This is a genomic window from Luteibacter sp. 9133 (assembly GCF_000800155.1).
Lineage (GTDB): Bacteria > Pseudomonadota > Gammaproteobacteria > Xanthomonadales > Rhodanobacteraceae > Luteibacter > Luteibacter mycovicinus.
The window spans coordinates 4,264,472-4,280,956 of sequence record NZ_JUHO01000001.1; the positions used below are offsets into that span (position 1 = coordinate 4,264,472).

Genomic DNA, 16,485 nt, shown 5'->3' on the forward strand with positions numbered 1-16,485 from the left:
ATGACGAAACCGATTTCGCTGATCCAGTTCCTCATCGAAGAAAAGCGCGAGGGGCATATCAACGCCCAGCTCAGCCTGCTGATCGAGGTCGTCGCCCGCGCGTGCAAGCGCATCTCCGTCGCCACCGGCAAGGGTGCCCTCGGCGGCGTGCTCGGCAATGCGGGTTCGGACAACGTCCAGGGCGAGGCCCAGAAGAAGCTCGACGTCATCTCCAACGAGATCCTCCTCGAAGCCAACGCCTGGGGCGGTCACCTCGCGGCGTGCGCGTCCGAGGAAATGGAAGATCCGCAGCCGATTCCGGACGCCTACCCCAAGGGCAACCACCTGCTGTTGTTCGATCCGCTCGACGGCTCCTCCAACATCGACGTCAACGTCTCGGTCGGCACGATCTTCTCCGTGCTCCGCTGCCCGGATGGCGTCACCGAACCCAAGGCGGCCGATTTCCTGCAGCCGGGGACGGAACAGGTCGCCGCCGGTTACGTGGTCTACGGCCCGTGCACCCTGCTGGTGCTGACCTTCGGTCACGGCGTGCATGAGTTCACGCTGGACCGCGAGCACGGCAGTTTCGTGCTCACCCGTCGGGGCATCACCATTCCCGCCGAAACGGCCGAGTTCGCGATCAACATGGCGAACCAGCGCCACTGGGAAGCGCCGATGCAGCGTTACATCGGTGAACTGCTGGCAGGCTCGACCGGCCCGCGCGGGCGGGATTTCAACATGCGCTGGGTGGCCTCGATGGTCGCCGACGTGCATCGCATCATCACCCGCGGCGGTGTCTTCATCTATCCGCTGGACGCGAAGATCACCGGCCACGGTGGCACCGGCAAGCTGCGCCTGATGTACGAGGCCAACCCCATGGCGTTCATCGTCGAGCAGGCCGGCGGCGCCGCCACCACCGGCCGCGAGCGCATCATGGACCTGCAGCCCACGGCGCTTCACCAGCGTGTGCCCGTGTTTCTGGGGTCGAAGAACGAAATCGACGTGGCGACCCGCTACCACCTCGACGCGGACCACACCCGCGACTGATCGACCGCCGGGCGGCGCACACGCGCTGCCCGGTTTTAGCCATCCGTCCGTCATCCGGCCGCCGCCGGCGTGCCCGATGATCCGCCTGCCCTTCTCACGGTTTTCTTCCATGACGCTCCGCCGCGCCCGCTCCTGGCTTCCGCTCGTACTCGCGACCCTGCTCACCGGTTGCTTCGGTGGAACCAGGCCGGATCAGCGCCCGGATACCGCCGTGCCGGTACTCGCGGCCAAGCCGCGTATCGGACTGGCGCTGGGCGGCGGCGCGGCCAAGGGCTTTGCCCATATCGGGGTCATCAAGATGCTGGAGGCCAGCGGCATTCATGCCGACGTCGTCTCCGGTACCAGCGCCGGCAGCGTGGTCGGCGTGCTGTATGCCTCCGGCATGGATGCCTTCCAGTTGCAGGAGCAGGCCTTTGCGCTCGATGAGGGCAAGATCCGCGACGTTCGCTTCTTTTCAGGTGGCCTCGTGCAAGGCCAGAAGCTGCAGGACTACGTCAACGAACTCCTGAAGAACACCCCGATCGAGAAGTTGCATACGCCATTCGCGGCGGTGGCCACCCAGCTGGAGAACGGCGACCGCGCCATCTTCATTCGCGGCAACGCGGGCCAGGCCGTGCGTGCATCCAGCAGCATTCCCGGAGTGTTCGAACCGGTGGACATCAACGGCAAGCATTTCGTGGACGGCGGTGTCGTCAGCCCCGTGCCGGTGGACGCGGCGCGCCAGCTCGGTGCGGACATCGTCATCGCCGTGGATATCTCGGCGCGCCCCGATGGCACCAATCCCGACAGCATGGTCGGCATCGTCGGCCAGTCCATCACCATCATGGGACGTCGCCTGGCGGAGCAGGAACTCGGCCGTGCCGACATCGTGATCCGGCCCAAAGTCGGTCAGATCGGGCCGACCGACTTCGATCAGAAAAACGTGGCGATCCTCGAAGGCGAGCGGGCCGCACTGGCCGCCATTCCCGCGATCAGGGCGAAGATCGCCGAGAAGACGGCCGCCATGGGCAGACCGCCCGTCCCGGCGCGCTGATCAACCCGCGTCGATCAGCGCCAACGCCGCCTGACGGCCCAGCGTAAGCACCTCGTCCGACAGTCCCTGTTCCGCCACGGCGCGGGAGAGGGACATCGAACCCACCATCGATGCGAACACCGACATGGCCAGCGTGCGACGGCGTTTGCCACGCACCGACGCCGGCAGGGTCGACGCGATCAGCTCGACCATCTCGGCATAGCCTTCCGAAAATGCCGCGCGGGTCTCTTCCGGACGGCGGCCCATCTCGGCCGCCAGTGCGGCCGCCACGCAGCCCGATGCCGGATGATCGCGGTGATCCGCCGACAGATAGGTGTTGACCATCGCACGATGCGGCTCCGAACGTGAGCCCGCGACACGCACGGCCATACGGTCTTTTGCCGACGTCGCCGCCGATGCCACGCTGTCGCGCACCAGGTCTTCCTTCGAACCGAAATGGTTGTAGAACCCACCCTGGGTCAGCCCGACGTCGCTCATCAGGCTCACCACGCCGACGGCGTCGATGCCGTCCGCGCGAAACCGCTCAGAAGCCGCTTCGACGATCTTCTGCCGAGTCTGCTCCTTGTGACCTTTCTCATAACGCATTGCTTTCGCTCCCCTGGGGATCGATTCCCCTGCCCTGGGCCGATTCTAGCAATGCTTGCATATTGAAATGTCGAACGTCATGGGGATCACATCGTCGCGACGTTCAAGGCACTGCGTGTTGGCCTATGCTTGGCGTATTTCCGTCACGCCAACGAGGATCCCACATGAGCCAGGCCCATCTGTACGACATCGCCGTGAAGCAGATCGACGGTGTTTCCACCACGCTCGACACCTGGCGCGGCGACGTGCTGCTGGTGGTCAACGTCGCCTCGAAGTGCGGGCTGACGCCGCAGTACGAAGGCCTCGAGGCGCTCTACCAGCGCTGGCGCGACAAGGGCTTCACCATCCTCGGCTTTCCCGCCAACGACTTTCTCGCGCAGGAGCCCGGCAGCGACGACGAGATCAGGTCGTTCTGCTCGACGACGTTCGACGTGCAGTTCCCGCTGTTCTCCAAGATTCCGGTGGTCGGTCCGCAGCGCCACCCGCTGTACAGCGCGCTGATCGAAGCGCAGCCCGAACGCATCGGTGAAGGCCCGATGCGTGATCGCCTGCAGGGTCATGGCATTCCGACCAACGAGGCGCCGGAGGTACTCTGGAACTTCGAGAAGTTCGTCGTGAACCGCCGCGGTGAAGTGATCGCACGCTTCGCGCCGGACGTCGAAGCGAGCGATGCACGCCTGCAGGCGGTGCTCGAGAAGGCACTGGCCGAGAAAGCCTGAGTCGCCTGGAGGCACCGGGCCTAAAGTGCCCGGCGTCTGGCGACGTCCTCCGCGGTCACCTGACCCTGTTTTCCGCCGAAATGACGGATGACGTAGTTGGCCAGGGCGGCTACCTCCGGATCGCTGTACGCGTGACCGAAGGCCGGCATGTAGACATCCGTTTCGCCGATCCGCATCGTCACGCCGTGCAGGATCGCCTGGGTGACGTTCCGCCCGCTGGGGTCATTGACGCCACGCGTACCGACGAGGCTGGCGTACGACGTCTGCTGTCCGGCGCCATTCCATTGATGGCAGCTGGCACACGCACCTTCGAACAGGCGCAGACCGTCCGAGTCGGCCGTTTCATCGTCTCCGCCAGGCGCGGCCGCACTGGACGCGAGTACGGCTTTGGGCGACGGGTCGACGACCACCGGGTCATCGCCCTCGCGCGCAGGCACCGTGCGCAGCCAGGCGACGAGCGCCGCCGTGTCTTCCGGTTTCAGGAACTGCAGGCTGTGCGCGACCGCCTCGCCCATCGGCCCCATGGCCGACGCATGGCCATCCGCGTGGCCGGTACGCAGATACTGCGTCAGCGCCTCGTCGCTCCACTTGCCGATGCCGTGCGTGGCGTCCGAGGTGATGTTCCACGCGCGCCAGCCTTGCAGTTCCGCACCAGCCAGCGACTCGCCATGCTTCAGCCCGAAACCGACGTTACGTGGCGTATGGCATTCCGCGCAGTGACCGAGCGGTCCGGCGAGATAGGCACCCGCGTTCCACGCCGGCGATCGCGAGGGATCGTTCTCGAAGCGTTCGCTGCGGAAGAACGCGGCATTCCAGAAACCCATCGCCCAGCGCTGGTTGAACGGGAAGCCGAGATCGTTCGGACGTTCCGGCTGGCGCACCCTGGGCAAGGTGAACAGATAGGCCTTGATCGCCAGCACATCGGCGCGGCTCAGCTGCGTGTACGCGGTGTACGGGAAAGCGGGATAGAGATGCTTTCCGTCCTTGCGTATGCCCTCGCGGACCGCACGCACGAAGTCGTCGTCGCTCCAGCCGCCGATGCCGGTTTCGACGTCGGCGGTGATGTTGGAAGAGTAGATCGTGCCGAACGGCAGCTTGAAGGGCAGGCCTCCCGCGAAGGGTTTACCGGTTTCCGGCACCGTATGACAGGCGATGCAATCGGCCGCGCGCGCCAGATACTCGCCGCGTGCGACGGGATCGGCGTTCAAGGGCGCACCGGCGAGCGCCGGAGCGGTGCCATCGGCCGGATCGGTGCGATTGAGCGCGACATAGGCCACCGCTCCGATGATCAGGACGACGACGATCAGCAGAAAAAAGCGCTTCATGCGACGCCCTCCTTGCCGGTTCCCGCATCCGCGACACGTTTGAGCGCATCCGCCGATGCGGCGAGCGAGGTGCGCGAGACCGGCAACTCCGTCAGACGCACGCCGGTGGCAGCGAAGATCGCGTTGGCCAGGGCCGGCGCGGCGATCGCCGTACCGACTTCGCCCAGTCCTCCCGGCGACTCCCCGCTGGCGACCGTATAGACCTCGACGTTCGGTACTTCGTTGATGCGCAGCGTGCGGTAGTCGTGAAAGTTGCTCTGCTCGATCATGCCGTCTTTGAGGGTGATGCCGTTGAACAGGGCGGCGCTGAGGCCGAACAACAGACCACCCTGCACCTGCGCCTGCACGGAACTCGGATTGATGGCGATACCCACGTCGACGGCGACCACGGCGCGTCGCAGGTGAACCTGGCCCTGTGCCGTCACCTCGACCTCGACGATCGCGCAGACGTGGCTACCGAACGGCGACGCCACGGCGATGCCGCGTCCGACCCGCGCCGGTAACGGCTGGCCGCCCCAGCCGATCTTCCCGGCGGCGAGATCTAGCACGCCCAGGGGCCGTGAACCGGGCTTCATCAGCGAACGCCGGTACGCCAGCGGGTCCTTGCCCGAGGTGTGAGCGAGCTGATCGATGAAGCTCTCGACGATGAAAAGGTTGTGCGTTGGACCGACGCCACGCCACCAGCCGACGACGAGCCCGGGCGGCATGTCGTGGCGGACCCACTCGACGAGCACGTTGTCCATCTCGTAAGGCAGATCGGCCGCGGACTCGATGGCGTCGCTGTCCATGCCGTCCTTGCCCATGCCACCGGGCGCCCAGCGCCCGAGTACCGTGCCACTGGTGATGCGATGCTTCCACGAGGTCGGGCGGCCATCGCCATCCAGCGTGGCCGAGATGCGGTCGAAGTACAGCGGCCGCACGCGGTCATGACGGATGTCTTCCTCGCGACTCCAGATGACCTTGAGCGGGTAGGCCACCTGCTTCGCGAAGGCCACGGCCTGTTCGACCTGGTCGGTTTCGAGGCGACGGCCGAAACCGCCGCCGAGGTACTGGTTGTTCACCGTCACCGCGTCGAGCGGGATGCCGCAGATGCGCGCGGCTTCCTTCTGCGCGCGTGTCGGAACCTGTGTGCCCGTCCAGATCTCGCACTTGCCGGGCGTGACGTGCACGGTGGCATTGAGCGGCTCCATCGGCGCGTGCGCCAGCATGGGCGATACGAAGGTCATCTCCACCGCCTTGCCACCCGCGCCCGCCTCGCCCTTCGGCTTGCGCCCGACCAGGGCGGGGCCTTTGCGCGAGCTTTCCTGCAAGGCGGCGATGAGCGTGGCGGTATCGAGTTTCTCGTTGACGCCGTGGCGCCATTCGATCGTGAGTTCCTGGAGGCCACGATGTGCGGCCCAGTAGTGCTCACCCACCACGGCCACGGCATCGGCCAGCCTGATCACATCGATGACCCCGGGCACGGCGCGTGCCTTCGTCTCATCGACGGCACCGAGCGTACCGGCGAGTTCCGGGCTGGTACGTACGGCGGCGTATTTCATGCCCGGCACTTTGACGTCGATGCCGAACTGCGTACCGCCGTTGACCTTATCCGGCGAGTCCACGCGACGCAGCGGCTTGCCGATCACGGTGAAGTCTTTGGGGTCTTTCAGTGTGACGGTCGCGGGCTGCGGCAGTTTGCCGGCGGCTTCCGCCACCGCCGCGAATCCGAGGGTACGACCCGACGGCACGTGCGTGATGGTGGCGCGCGCCACCGAACAGCTGGCCGCATCCACGTGCCACTGCGCCGCGGCGGCGGCTACAAGCATCTCGCGCGCCACCGCACCCGCTTCGCGCAACGACTGCCACTGTCCGCGCGTGCTCGTGGAGCCGCCGGTGATCTGGCCGCCCCCAAGCAAGACCTGACCGTACAGCGCATCACTGGGAATCGAATGTTCGACGGTGATCTGATCCAGGCCGACGCCGAGCTCCTCCGCGAGCATCATCGAAATGCCCGTGTAGATCGCCTGCCCCATTTCGACCGTGGGCATGACGAGGCGGATGCGCCCATCCGCGTCGATCCGGATGAACGCGTTGGGTGCGAACGTCGGATGGCCATCGGCCGCGGCCGCCGCGTCATCCGCCGGTTGGCGTCGGGGATTCATCTGCGCGACCGCGGGACCGAGCCCGGCCGTCCACAGGAAGGCCACGGCGAGACCACCGCCTGCGAGCTTCAGCGCCGAGCGGCGCCGCGGATCGATCCCGTGCTCGTCGTGAGGGGAGGCGGTCATGGCGTACTCCCGTCGACGATGACCTGCAACCCTTGCGGCAGTCCCGTCGCCGCCTGCTTGATGGCCTCGCGGATGCGCACGTACGTGCCGCACCGGCAGATATTGCCGGCCATCGCGGCATCGATGTCGCGATCGCTGGGGTTCGGTGTGCGCGCGAGCAACGCCGCGGCGGACATGATCTGTCCGGACTGGCAGTAACCGCATTGCACGACGTCGACCGCCAGCCAGGCCTGCTGCACCTTCGCGCCTTCGGGTGTCGCGCCGATCGCCTCGATCGTCGTGACGGCGCGGTCGCCCACGGCCGACACGGGCATCTGGCAGGAGCGGACCGGCTGCCCATCGAGGTGCACCGTGCACGCCCCGCACTGCGCGATGCCGCAACCGAACTTCGTGCCGGTCAGTCCCACCACGTCGCGCAGCACCCAGAGCAACGGCATATCGGGTGGCACATCGGCCTGCCGATCCTCACCATTCACGCGCAGCGTGTACATGTCCCCTTCCCCTCGGCTGGGTGGACGCTCGCGTCCACTGGCTTGATCAGATGTCGGGCGACAGATTACGCCGAATCGGGAGCCGTGCATTCCGCGAGAGGAGGTGTTTTTGCAGAAACTTCTTGCGGCGTGACGAGGGACCGGCACATCGTGCCCGTTATGTGCCGCGCTTTATGCCGACTCCACCGGGCGGTGCCGTTCCAGCCGCTGCGTCAGCGCAGCGGCTTGGCGGTCACGCCTTCGTTGGTCATCTTCACTGGCAGGATGTGACCGTCCTTGTCGAAGTGCATCTCGTCGATGCTGGTCACGCGATGGTTGCCGTCGGTATCGCCGAGGGGATGGCGGTGATAGACGATGTACCAGCTGTCGTCTTTTGCGACGTGAAACACGGAGTGATGCCCGGCGCCGGTGGCGATCTTCGGATCCTGCTCCAGAATCTTACCGATACGCTTGAACGGGCCTGTCGGGGAGTCGCCGATCGCATAGGCGACGCAATAGTCCGGCCCGGTCCAGCCACCTTCCGACCACATGAAGTAGTACTTGCCGTTGCGCTTGAACATCAGCGGGCCTTCGACGTACTCGGGCGCGGGCGTGATTTCCTTGAAGGTCGCGCCATCGGCCATCGGCTCGACGCCGGTGAAATCCGGCTTCAGCTTCACGATGTTGGCGTGCTTCCAGCCGCCGTAGATCATGTAGTAGGTGCCGTCGTCGTCATGAAAGACGAACTGGTCGATCGGCTGCGCGCCGTTATGGAACTTGTCGATCAAGGGCTTACCGAGCAGATCCCTGAACCGACCGTCGGGCTTGTCGGCGACGGCCACGCCGATACCACCGACCTCGTTGTCGTTCTGGATGTCGTTAGCGGCGAAGAAGAAATAGTACCTGCCGCCTTTCTCGACCAGCGCGGGCGCCCACAGCGCCTTCTTCGCCCAGGGGATGTCTTTCATCGCCAGCACGCTGCTGTGCTTCGTCCAGTGCACCAGATCCGGGGACGAGAACGCGTCGAAGCAGGTCTGCTGCGCGTATTTCAGCGACGTGGTCGGGTAGATCCAGTACTGATGATCGAAGATCGCGGCTTCGGGGTCGGCGTACCAGCCGGGGAAGACGGGGTTGCCGGCGTGTCCCGGCGGTGGAGCGGCGAATGCCGCCGTGGACATGCACGCGGCAAGCACCGCACCCCCAACCCATTGAGCTAACCGCATGCCGAGTACCCCGTTCGTCTGTGCAGAGCGGACGACCATAACGTTTCGGCCGTCCGGATGCCATCGGAGGTATCGTTTACCGTGATCCGCTCACGGAATGAAAACGTACGTATGTCCGCCGCTCCCCGCACCATCTGCATGCTCGTCTACCCTCAGGCGCAGTCGCTGGACATCAGCGGCCCCCTTGAGGTGTTCGCGCTGGCCAGCCGCCAGGCCCAGGATGACGAGCCCGGACGTGCGCCGCTGTATCGCATGCAGGTGTTGGCCGCGACGGACAAGCCCGTGGAACTGGCATCCGGCATGCGCCTGCTGCCGGATACCCACTACCGCGATATGCCCAACGAAACCGATACCTTGCTGGTCTGCGGCGGCATGGGTGACGCCGTCGAGCGGGTGCGCGCCGACACGAACCTGGTGACATGGCTGCACGAGGCGGCGCAACGGGTGCCCCGCGTCGCCTCGATCTGTAGCGGCGCCCTGCTGCTCGCCGAGGCAGGCCTGCTTGACGGCCGGGAGGCGACCACCCACTGGAGCGACATCCCCGAGCTGCGCGACCGCTATCCTGCCGTGCGCGTGTTGCCGGACGCGATTTACACGCGCGACGGCCATATCTGGACTTCGGCGGGAATCACGACGGGGATGGACCTGGCGCTGGCGATGGTCAGCGCCGACCACGGTGCCACGCTGGCGCTGAAAGTCGCGCGGCGCATGGTCATGGCCAACAAGCGCTCGGGCGGGCAAAGCCAGTTCAGCGAACAACTGCATGCACTGGAACAGCCGGAGCACTTCGCGTCGCTGGCGTCATGGATCGGCGAAAACCTGCGCAGGCGACTCGATGTCGGGATACTCGCCGATCGGTTGCACATGAGCCCTCGCCAGTTCACGCGCCGGTTTGGTGCGCACTTCGACGTGACACCGCTGAAGTACATCGAGCGCTTGCGCGTCGAAGCGGCAAAGCCCCTGCTCGAGAGCACCGGCAAGGACATCAAGCGTGTCGCCGACGAGTGCGGGTTTCCTTCCGACGAGGCGATGCGCCGGGCTTTCGTCCGCCGGCTGGGTAGCACGCCGGCCGAGTACCGGGCGCGCTTCGCGGCTAAGTGACCGTTTGCGCGGGTTCCATGTCCGCAAAAGCACCCAGAAACGTTTTAGCGTGCGGCATCGTTCACGGAGGATCCGCCCATGCGCCGCCTGCTGCCCTTGCTCGCCATGTTCTTCGCCCTGCCCGCGCTCGCGTCGCACGAACCGCACGGGTCCGCGCCGCCGGTCCGGGTTGGCATCGTACTGTTCGATGGCGTGCAGATCATCGATTTCGCAGGCCCTTACGAGGTTTTCGGTACGGCGGGCTTCGGCGTGGTTACCGTATCGCCGGATGGCAAGCCCGTGACGACGGCGATGGGGCTAAAGGTCACGCCCGATGCGAGCTTCGCCACGGCGCCGCCGTTCGACGTGTTGCTGATCCCTGGTGGCGACGTCGAGGATGCCCAGAAGGATCCACGCGTGCTTGAGTTCATCCGGCAGCGTTCGGTGCCCGCACGGCAGGTGCTCTCCGTATGCACGGGCGCCTTCATTCTCGGCGCAACGGGGCTGCTCGACGGCGACAAGGCCACGACCTTTACGCCGCGGATCGATGAGCTGGCGGCCGCCTTTCCGAAGATCGATGTGATCCGCGATGTGCGCTGGGCCGATAACGGCAAGCTGATCACGTCGGCCGGCCTTTCGTCCGGCATCGACGCGGCGTTGCATGTCGTCGCCAGGGTTCGCGGTACCGATGAGGCACGTACCGTCGCCATGCGCCTGGAATACGACTGGAAGCCCGACGGTGGGTTTGTGCGGTCACGGATGGCAGATCGCTTCCTGACCAAGAAGCTACTTCAGGCGGGGGTCGAGTGGCCGAAGGACGCGAAGTTCGATGAGTACGTGTCGACGGGCGATCTCGATCAGTGGGTCTCGCGATATCACGTGGAGACGGCGACGCCAGCGGCGGAGTTGCTCGACCGGCTGGATGCGGGTGCCCGGAAGAGTGGATTGTGGAAGGCGGCGGGGAAGCATCGGTGGACGAATCGGCAGGAAGGGCGGGATGTGATGCTGAGCTTCGAGACACAACCGGGTGCCGATGCCAGGCACTTCGAGCTGGACATCATGTTGAAAGCATCGCCAGCGCAGCCGTGATTTTGCGATTTGGGAGAGGTTGCGCGACCCGCGGCTCGTGCAATTACTTGCCTTGATTGGGGCTCGACCAGGCGGTTTTCAGGTTCAGCCCGCCCTCCAAAGCCCCATCATGGCTGATGTTGGCCTCATCCCGCTGACCATCAAGCAAATCCACAGCTTGGCACCCCGTTCGTCTGTACGGAGAGCGGACGACCATGACGTTTCGGCCGTCCGGATGCCATCAGAACCGGTAGCTGGCACTTCCCATGATGCTGCGGCGCGGACCGTAGAAGCAGTCGCCGCGCGCGAGGCATGAGGCGTTGTAAACCTGGTCGGTGACGTTGGCCGCGTTGACGGAGAAACGCCATGGGCCCTGCGTGTACGCGACCATCGCGTCGAACAGGGTCTTGTGGGGAACCACGAGCGTGCCCGTCTCGTCGTAGTTGGTACCGATATAACGCGCACCGATGCCGAAACTGAAGCCGTCGCTGTCGGCCGCGTTCACGTGATAGACGCCCCACGCCGATGCCTGGGTCTTCGGCAGACCCGCGACGATCGTGCCATCGTCGGGACGCGCCCTGGTCCAGGTGTACGTGCCGATCAGGTCGACATGATTGCCGATCCGAGAGTTGCCTTCCAGTTCGACGCCGCGCGTCTTCGCCCGCCCCGCCTGTATCTGGTTCAGGGGATTCTGCGGATCCGGTGCGAGTCGATTTTCCTCACGCAGATCGAAATACGTTGCCGTGATCAGCGTCGATCCGCCGACAGGCTGGTACTTCAGGCCGGCCTCGTACTGCTTGCCGCGCAGGGGCTCATAGGGCTGGTTGTAGAAGTCGAGACTATCCAGCGGCTGGAACGATTCGGTGTAGCTGACGTACGGCACGATCCCGCTGTCGAACCGGTACATGAGACCGAAGCGCGACGTGGTCGCGTTATCCACGGAGCGGCTGCCGCCGGTCGTCAGCGTCGCACGGTCGTGACGCACGCCGACGGTACCGATCCAGTGATCGCCCCAGTTGATCTGATCCTGGACGTAGAGGCCGGTCTGACGGGTGTGGCTCGATGCGACAGGGAAAACATCGGGCGGCACGAAACCGTTGTGGTAGACCGGCGCATAGAGATCGAACGGCGTGGCGTCGAGGCCGTTGCCCTGCGCGCTATCGGTGTGCGAATAGCTGATATCGAGGCCGAACAGGACACGGTGATGCATGCTTCCCGTATCGAAATCCCCTTCCGCATGGGTGTCGGTGACCAGACGCTTGTGCCGGCTGATGGCGACATAGCTGTATCGCGACACGGTACGCTGGTCGTCGTCGAGGAACGGGTACGCAGGGTTCGAATAGACGTTCGGGTAGAGCGAGCGATAGTCGACGTTGTCGTGCGAGTACCGCGCGTTCTGCACGAACTTCCACGTGTCGTTGAAGCGATGTTCGAAGAACGACGATACCGAGCGCTGATCGGTATCGTAGCGATCGAAGCCCGGCTCGCTGACGAAGCGATTCGTCGGAATGCGCCCGTTCGGATTGGGCAGCAAGGTGCCCGCATGCGGCAGGAAGTTCAGTGACGAGCCGTTGCGGTCGAACTGGAGATTGACCAGAAGGCTCCAGCGCGTGTTCGCGTCCGGCTGCCAGGTGATCGACGGTGCGATGGCGCGACGGTCGTCGGATACGTGGTCGATCTGGGTGTCCGCATCGCGCAACACACCGATCAGGCGATACGCCCAGTGCCCGGCGGCGTCGAGGGGACCCGTGAAGTCGAAGGCCGTCTGCTTGCGCGCATGGTTTCCCAGCTGCACCTGCACTTCATGCGCCGCCGTGAACTGGGGACGCTTCGAGGTCAGACCGATCAGGCCGCCGGTGGTGCCCTGTCCGTAGAGGACCGACGACGGGCCACGGACTACTTCGATGCGGTCGAGGAAATAGGGCTCCGTACGGGCGTAGCTAGACCCAAGCGCCTGACGAAGGCCGTCCAGATATTGCGTAAAGGATGTGCCACGGACGAACGCGTCGTCGCCGCGGCTGTCCACGCCGTAAGCGTCCGAGCGTACGCCAGCGGAGTAACGCAGCGCATCCTGCACCGTCAGCACGCCCTGGTCGATCATCTGCGTGTTCGAGATCACGGAGATCGCCTGAGGGGTCTCGATGATCGGCGTGTCGGTCTTGGTCGCGCCGGAGGCGTCCTGCCGGGCGTAGCCTTCGTCCACCCTCACCCCGTGCACGTCGACGGCGTCGAGCTGAACAGCCTTGTCACTGCGGGCGGTGTCCTGAGCGAACGAGGCATGCGACGCCAGTACCCCTGCGATGAGCAGAGGCAGCGCCTTCGAAGGAAGGGTCATGAGCTTGGGTCCGTGGCTGGATGTCGTTGTCGTCGGTAATGCGAACGACTCTCATTACCATGATGACGAATCGCGTCCGGTTTCGCAAGATCCTGTGGCGTAGGCGAAGGTCGGGCCATGCTGTGGCGCGACGTCTCTTCAACGCAGAGATTGCGAATGGATCGTATTTCCGTAAAATCGTTGAACTCGATTCCTCCGCGGTCCCGCCATTCCGTTCGCTCATCGGGTAGCCAGTCGCGCATCGTCGACGCAGGCGCTATCCGATATGCGACTCAACGTGAAGAACGCCTTCGACCGGCATTACTTCGTGACCGCGTCCTCGACGCGCACCAACTGGGGTGAGCCCCGCAGCGTGATGCTCAACCTGGAAAGGAGATTCTGACGATGGCCAGGCGCAAGGCCGCAGGCATTCAGTCCACTCGCGTGCTGGAAATCACGTCGCGTACGGTTGCCGCCGTCTTCGGCGGCTACGCGATGGCGGCTTTGGTCGCCTCGGCCTTTGCACGCTGGCTGCCTGTCGCGCGCGTCGAGGCGGTCATCACCGGCATGCTCTCCTCGTTCGCCGTGTACGCCACCGTGGTGGTCCTCGCCTTCGCCATGCGCAGCGCGACGCGGGTGTGGTTGTGGCTGGCTGCGTTCGGCCTTCCCCTTGCGGGTGCGCTCGCGTGGTCGATGCATGGGAGCGCGGTATGAACGGTGTCAACGGTGGCCTGCGCCAGTCGATGGCCTGGCTGCACACCTGGGCCGGCCTGCTGGTCGGCTGGCTGCTGCTGGCGATCTTCGCCACGGGCACCAGTGCGTATTTCCAGGACGAGATCACCCGATGGATGCAGCCGGAGATCACCGGCCAGCGCCAGATCACACTGGCCTCCGAGCGCGCCGTCGACTGGTTACAGAAGAACCAGCCCGGCGCGGACAGCTGGTCGATCACCCTGCCCGGTCGGCGCGCCATCGCCTCCACCCTTTACTGGAAACCGGCCGGCGAGACGCGCCGGTCACTGCGCGACCACACCATCACGCTCGATGGCAACGGGCAGCCCGTCGTGTCGCGCGCGACCATCGGCGGTTTCTTCCTCTACCGTATGCATTTCGACCTGCACTACATGCCGGTCGTCTGGGCGCGCTGGATCGTCGGCTTCTGCGCGATGTTCATGCTGGTGGCGATCGTCAGCGGGGTCATTACGCACAAGAAGATCTTTGCGGACTTCTTCACCCTGCGCTTCGGCAAGGGGCAGCGCTCGTGGCTGGATGCGCACAACCTGAGCGCCGTGCTCGCGTTGCCGTTCCACGCCATGATCACCTTTACCGGGCTGGTCACATTGCAGTCGCTGTACATGCCCTGGGGCATGACGGTGGCCTATCCCACGGTGGCGGCGTACTCCGCCGATGCCTATGGCAGCGAGGCGCCACCGATGCGTTCCGGCAACGCCGCGCCTGTGGCACCGATCGCGGAAATGATTCGCCAGGCGCGCGCGGCTTGGGGTGGCGCGGAGCCGGGCTATATCGACATCGCGTTCCCCGGCGACGCCAACGGCATCGTACGCATGTTCCGCGGCGGCGGCGACGGTATGGCGGCGCGTGCGAAGACCTTGCAGTTCGATGCGGCCACCGGCCACATGCATCCGGTACCGGCCGCGAAGGGTGCTGCGAGCGAGACCGAGAGCGTGATGGTGGGCCTGCATGCGGGACGCTACGCACCCTATCTGCTGCGCTGGCTGTATTTCCTTTGCAGCCTTGCCGGTACGGTGATGGTCGCGACGGGGCTCATACTGTGGACGGCCAAACGGCGCGTGCAGCTGCCCGATCCCGAGCGCCCGCACATCGGCTTCCGGCTGGTCGAGCGGCTGAATATCGCCAGCGTCGCCGGTCTCCCGCTCGCGTTCGCCTGCCACTTCCTCGCCAACCGCCTGCTGCCGCTGCGCATGGACGGCCGTCCGGACTGGGAAGTGCATGCGTTCTTCATCGCCTGGGGCGGATCGCTGCTGCTCGCCTGCCTTCTGTCGCCGCGACGCGGATGGCTCACGCTGCTGGCGGCGTCGACCGCCGCCTTTGCCGCCATCCCCGTCGTGGACGCGCTGACCACGGACCGCTGGCTGGTGCCGAGCCTGTTGCACGGCGACTGGGTTTTCGCAGGTTTCGACCTGACCATGATCGCCCTTGCCGGCGCACTCGGGTTCGCCACGTGGAAGGTCTATAAGCGACCCACGGTCCTCGCCCGACACAAGCGCGCCGCGACGCGGGAGGTATCGGCATGATCCTCTTACCGATGCTTGCCTCCCTGCTCGGATTTACATTGTTGTGCCTCGGCATGTCGCGACATCAGCGCGATCTGTTCGGCCGCGCAATGTCGCCTGGGCGTACCGTGGCGGCGAGATGGATCGGCTGGACCCTCGTCGTGCTTGCCTACGGCGGCAGCATGCTGATCGAAGGTGCCGCCCTCGGCGCCGTTTATGGGGTCGGCGTGCTCACCTTCGGCGCGCTGGTCGTGGCGTTCACGGTTACCGGAATGTCCAGGTAGCTTGCCGGTAGCCGGCTCAGTGTGCGCCGTAGCTACGACGACGACCGGACGACAGCGTGCCGTCAGGCATGCTTACCCGACGGAGCCCAGAACAGACCGCGCGAACTCGATCCGCTTCATGTCACGCCATCAACAGGTCTTCGTAGAATGCGCCGATCGGCAGCGTGGGATGGGCGATCTGGATCTCGAGGATCCACAGACCCGGTACCGGCGCGCCGTCGAAGTCGCCGAGGTTGCCGGCCTTGTGCACGGCATGGGGGTAGTCGCCGACCCGATGGCCCTTGGTCGCGTGGTTGAGGCGCCAGCCCATGGCGTCGGCCTCGGCGCTGACGTAGTCGTACAGCGCGACGCCCGTGACACCGTCGCGCCAGCGTGCCTCACCCCTGGCGAACAGCTCGCGCGACGCGGCGGCGCAGGCGTGCATGACGGGATCATTGCCGACTACGAAGGTGTCGCCCACATCGCCCTCGTGGCCATCGAAGACGGGCCCCAGGTCGACGAAGTAGACGTCGTTCTCACCGAGCACCGTGTCGGGCGCCGAGCGCTGACGGAACGTCTTCAGCGTGTTGGCGCCGAAACGCAGAATGCTCGGGTGCCAGATGCGGTCCATACCGGCAGCCTCGAGCCGTTCCTTCGCCAGTTGAACAGCCTCGGGCTCCGTCATGCCCGGACGGATGCGCGAGGCGATGTCGCGCAAGGCGGTCCAGGCGCGCTCGCGGGCACCCAGCATCCGGGCGAGATCGAATTTCCTGCCGACGTTCTCGGCGGTCGCTGCGGGCATGGCGGCGGTCCAGGCGTTTCGGGGGGGCATTATCCCCCGGCGAAGCATGCCG

The 16,485-nt window shown here is 65.5% G+C and carries 15 protein-coding genes; 8 read left to right on the forward strand and 7 right to left on the reverse strand.

The genetic code is table 11. From position 1 onward, the window contains the following. Together FA87_RS18605 and FA87_RS18610 are read left to right on the forward strand one after the other, a co-directional pair. A complete protein-coding gene (locus FA87_RS18605; RefSeq protein ID WP_043696669.1) occupies positions 1-1,026 on the forward strand; it encodes a class 1 fructose-bisphosphatase in 1,026 nt (341 codons plus the stop codon). Positions 1,027-1,135: 109 nt separating this feature from the next. After that, the gene (locus FA87_RS18610) at positions 1,136-2,059 is read left to right on the forward strand and encodes a patatin-like phospholipase family protein (protein ID WP_051943164.1); all 924 of its coding nucleotides are present in this window, start codon (positions 1,136-1,138) and stop codon (positions 2,057-2,059) included. Here the strand turns inward: FA87_RS18610 and FA87_RS18615 are convergent, their stop codons facing one another. Further along, the gene (locus FA87_RS18615) at positions 2,060-2,644 is read right to left on the reverse strand and encodes a TetR/AcrR family transcriptional regulator (RefSeq protein WP_036109212.1); all 585 of its coding nucleotides are present in this window, start codon (positions 2,642-2,644) and stop codon (positions 2,060-2,062) included. It lies immediately after the preceding gene. Between the two features lie 164 nt (positions 2,645-2,808). Here FA87_RS18615 and FA87_RS18620 point away from each other — a divergent pair, with 164 nt between their 5' ends. Next, positions 2,809-3,363: a glutathione peroxidase gene (locus FA87_RS18620; protein WP_043696672.1), complete on the forward strand. Its 555-nt coding sequence runs from the start codon at positions 2,809-2,811 to the stop codon at positions 3,361-3,363. 20 nt (positions 3,364-3,383) lie between these two features. Here FA87_RS18620 and FA87_RS18625 read toward each other — a convergent pair whose 3' ends face one another. The 4 genes from FA87_RS18625 to FA87_RS18640 form a co-directional block, all read right to left on the reverse strand. Then, positions 3,384-4,688 (reverse strand): c-type cytochrome, encoded by a 1,305-nt coding sequence (locus FA87_RS18625; protein WP_043696675.1) that lies wholly within the window; start codon positions 4,686-4,688, stop codon positions 3,384-3,386. Further along, positions 4,685-6,958 (reverse strand): molybdopterin cofactor-binding domain-containing protein, encoded by a 2,274-nt coding sequence (locus FA87_RS18630; RefSeq protein WP_036109202.1) that lies wholly within the window; start codon positions 6,956-6,958, stop codon positions 4,685-4,687. The genes FA87_RS18625 and FA87_RS18630 overlap by 4 nt, the downstream gene beginning before the upstream one ends. Next, positions 6,955-7,449 (reverse strand): (2Fe-2S)-binding protein, encoded by a 495-nt coding sequence (locus FA87_RS18635; protein WP_036109200.1) that lies wholly within the window; start codon positions 7,447-7,449, stop codon positions 6,955-6,957. The genes FA87_RS18630 and FA87_RS18635 overlap by 4 nt, the downstream gene beginning before the upstream one ends. Before the next feature lie 212 nt (positions 7,450-7,661). After that, positions 7,662-8,651 (reverse strand): glycoside hydrolase family 43 protein, encoded by a 990-nt coding sequence (locus tag FA87_RS18640; RefSeq protein ID WP_043698526.1) that lies wholly within the window; start codon positions 8,649-8,651, stop codon positions 7,662-7,664. A gap of 111 nt (positions 8,652-8,762) precedes the next feature. Here FA87_RS18640 and FA87_RS18645 point away from each other — a divergent pair, with 111 nt between their 5' ends. Beyond that, a complete protein-coding gene (locus FA87_RS18645) occupies positions 8,763-9,752 on the forward strand; it encodes a helix-turn-helix domain-containing protein (RefSeq protein WP_043696679.1) in 990 nt (329 codons plus the stop codon). 78 nt (positions 9,753-9,830) lie between these two features. Beyond that, positions 9,831-10,820 (forward strand): DJ-1/PfpI family protein, encoded by a 990-nt coding sequence (locus FA87_RS20080; protein ID WP_052191447.1) that lies wholly within the window; start codon positions 9,831-9,833, stop codon positions 10,818-10,820. Between the two features lie 220 nt (positions 10,821-11,040). On the opposite strand, the gene FA87_RS18655 is transcribed toward FA87_RS20080, so the two are convergent. Next, the gene (locus FA87_RS18655; RefSeq protein ID WP_043696681.1) at positions 11,041-13,134 is read right to left on the reverse strand and encodes a TonB-dependent siderophore receptor; all 2,094 of its coding nucleotides are present in this window, start codon (positions 13,132-13,134) and stop codon (positions 11,041-11,043) included. 384 nt (positions 13,135-13,518) lie between these two features. On the opposite strand from FA87_RS18655, the gene FA87_RS18660 reads away from it, so the two are divergent. From FA87_RS18660 to FA87_RS18670, 3 genes are read left to right on the forward strand one after another with little or no spacing between them, the layout of a single operon-like run. After that, complete coding sequence (locus FA87_RS18660) at positions 13,519-13,827, forward strand: hypothetical protein (RefSeq protein ID WP_052191448.1); 309 nt, start codon at positions 13,519-13,521, stop codon at positions 13,825-13,827. Continuing rightward, entirely contained in the window at positions 13,824-15,389 is a 1,566-nt protein-coding gene (locus FA87_RS18665) for a PepSY-associated TM helix domain-containing protein (protein WP_043696685.1), read from the forward strand. The genes FA87_RS18660 and FA87_RS18665 overlap by 4 nt, the downstream gene beginning before the upstream one ends. After that, positions 15,386-15,652, forward strand: coding sequence for a DUF3325 domain-containing protein (locus FA87_RS18670; RefSeq protein WP_036109186.1), 267 nt, complete (start codon positions 15,386-15,388; stop codon positions 15,650-15,652). Before FA87_RS18665 ends, FA87_RS18670 begins: the two co-directional genes overlap by 4 nt. 121 nt (positions 15,653-15,773) lie before the next feature. On the opposite strand, the gene FA87_RS18675 is transcribed toward FA87_RS18670, so the two are convergent. Then, positions 15,774-16,433 carry a M24 family metallopeptidase gene (locus FA87_RS18675; protein WP_043696690.1) on the reverse strand — a complete coding sequence of 220 codons (660 nt, stop codon included), beginning with the start codon at positions 16,431-16,433 and terminating at the stop codon, positions 15,774-15,776. Positions 16,434-16,485 lie beyond the last annotated feature (52 nt).

Coding starts and splice junctions, on each gene's coding strand:
- FA87_RS18630 (WP_036109202.1), bottom strand. CDS start 6,958: ATGACCGCCTCCCCTCACGACGAGCACGGGATCGATCCGCGGCGCCGC.
- FA87_RS18635 (WP_036109200.1), bottom strand. CDS start 7,449: ATGTACACGCTGCGCGTGAATGGTGAGGATCGGCAGGCCGATGTGCCA.
- FA87_RS18670 (WP_036109186.1), top strand. CDS start 15,386: ATGATCCTCTTACCGATGCTTGCCTCCCTGCTCGGATTTACATTGTTG.
- FA87_RS18620 (WP_043696672.1), top strand. CDS start 2,809: ATGAGCCAGGCCCATCTGTACGACATCGCCGTGAAGCAGATCGACGGT.
- FA87_RS18610 (WP_051943164.1), top strand. CDS start 1,136: ATGACGCTCCGCCGCGCCCGCTCCTGGCTTCCGCTCGTACTCGCGACC.
- FA87_RS18645 (WP_043696679.1), top strand. CDS start 8,763: ATGTCCGCCGCTCCCCGCACCATCTGCATGCTCGTCTACCCTCAGGCG.
- FA87_RS18625 (WP_043696675.1), bottom strand. CDS start 4,688: ATGAAGCGCTTTTTTCTGCTGATCGTCGTCGTCCTGATCATCGGAGCG.
- FA87_RS18660 (WP_052191448.1), top strand. CDS start 13,519: ATGGCCAGGCGCAAGGCCGCAGGCATTCAGTCCACTCGCGTGCTGGAA.
- FA87_RS18665 (WP_043696685.1), top strand. CDS start 13,824: ATGAACGGTGTCAACGGTGGCCTGCGCCAGTCGATGGCCTGGCTGCAC.
- FA87_RS20080 (WP_052191447.1), top strand. CDS start 9,831: ATGCGCCGCCTGCTGCCCTTGCTCGCCATGTTCTTCGCCCTGCCCGCG.
- FA87_RS18640 (WP_043698526.1), bottom strand. CDS start 8,651: ATGCGGTTAGCTCAATGGGTTGGGGGTGCGGTGCTTGCCGCGTGCATG.
- FA87_RS18675 (WP_043696690.1), bottom strand. CDS start 16,433: ATGCCCGCAGCGACCGCCGAGAACGTCGGCAGGAAATTCGATCTCGCC.
- FA87_RS18655 (WP_043696681.1), bottom strand. CDS start 13,134: ATGACCCTTCCTTCGAAGGCGCTGCCTCTGCTCATCGCAGGGGTACTG.
- FA87_RS18605 (WP_043696669.1), top strand. CDS start 1: ATGACGAAACCGATTTCGCTGATCCAGTTCCTCATCGAAGAAAAGCGC.
- FA87_RS18615 (WP_036109212.1), bottom strand. CDS start 2,644: ATGCGTTATGAGAAAGGTCACAAGGAGCAGACTCGGCAGAAGATCGTC.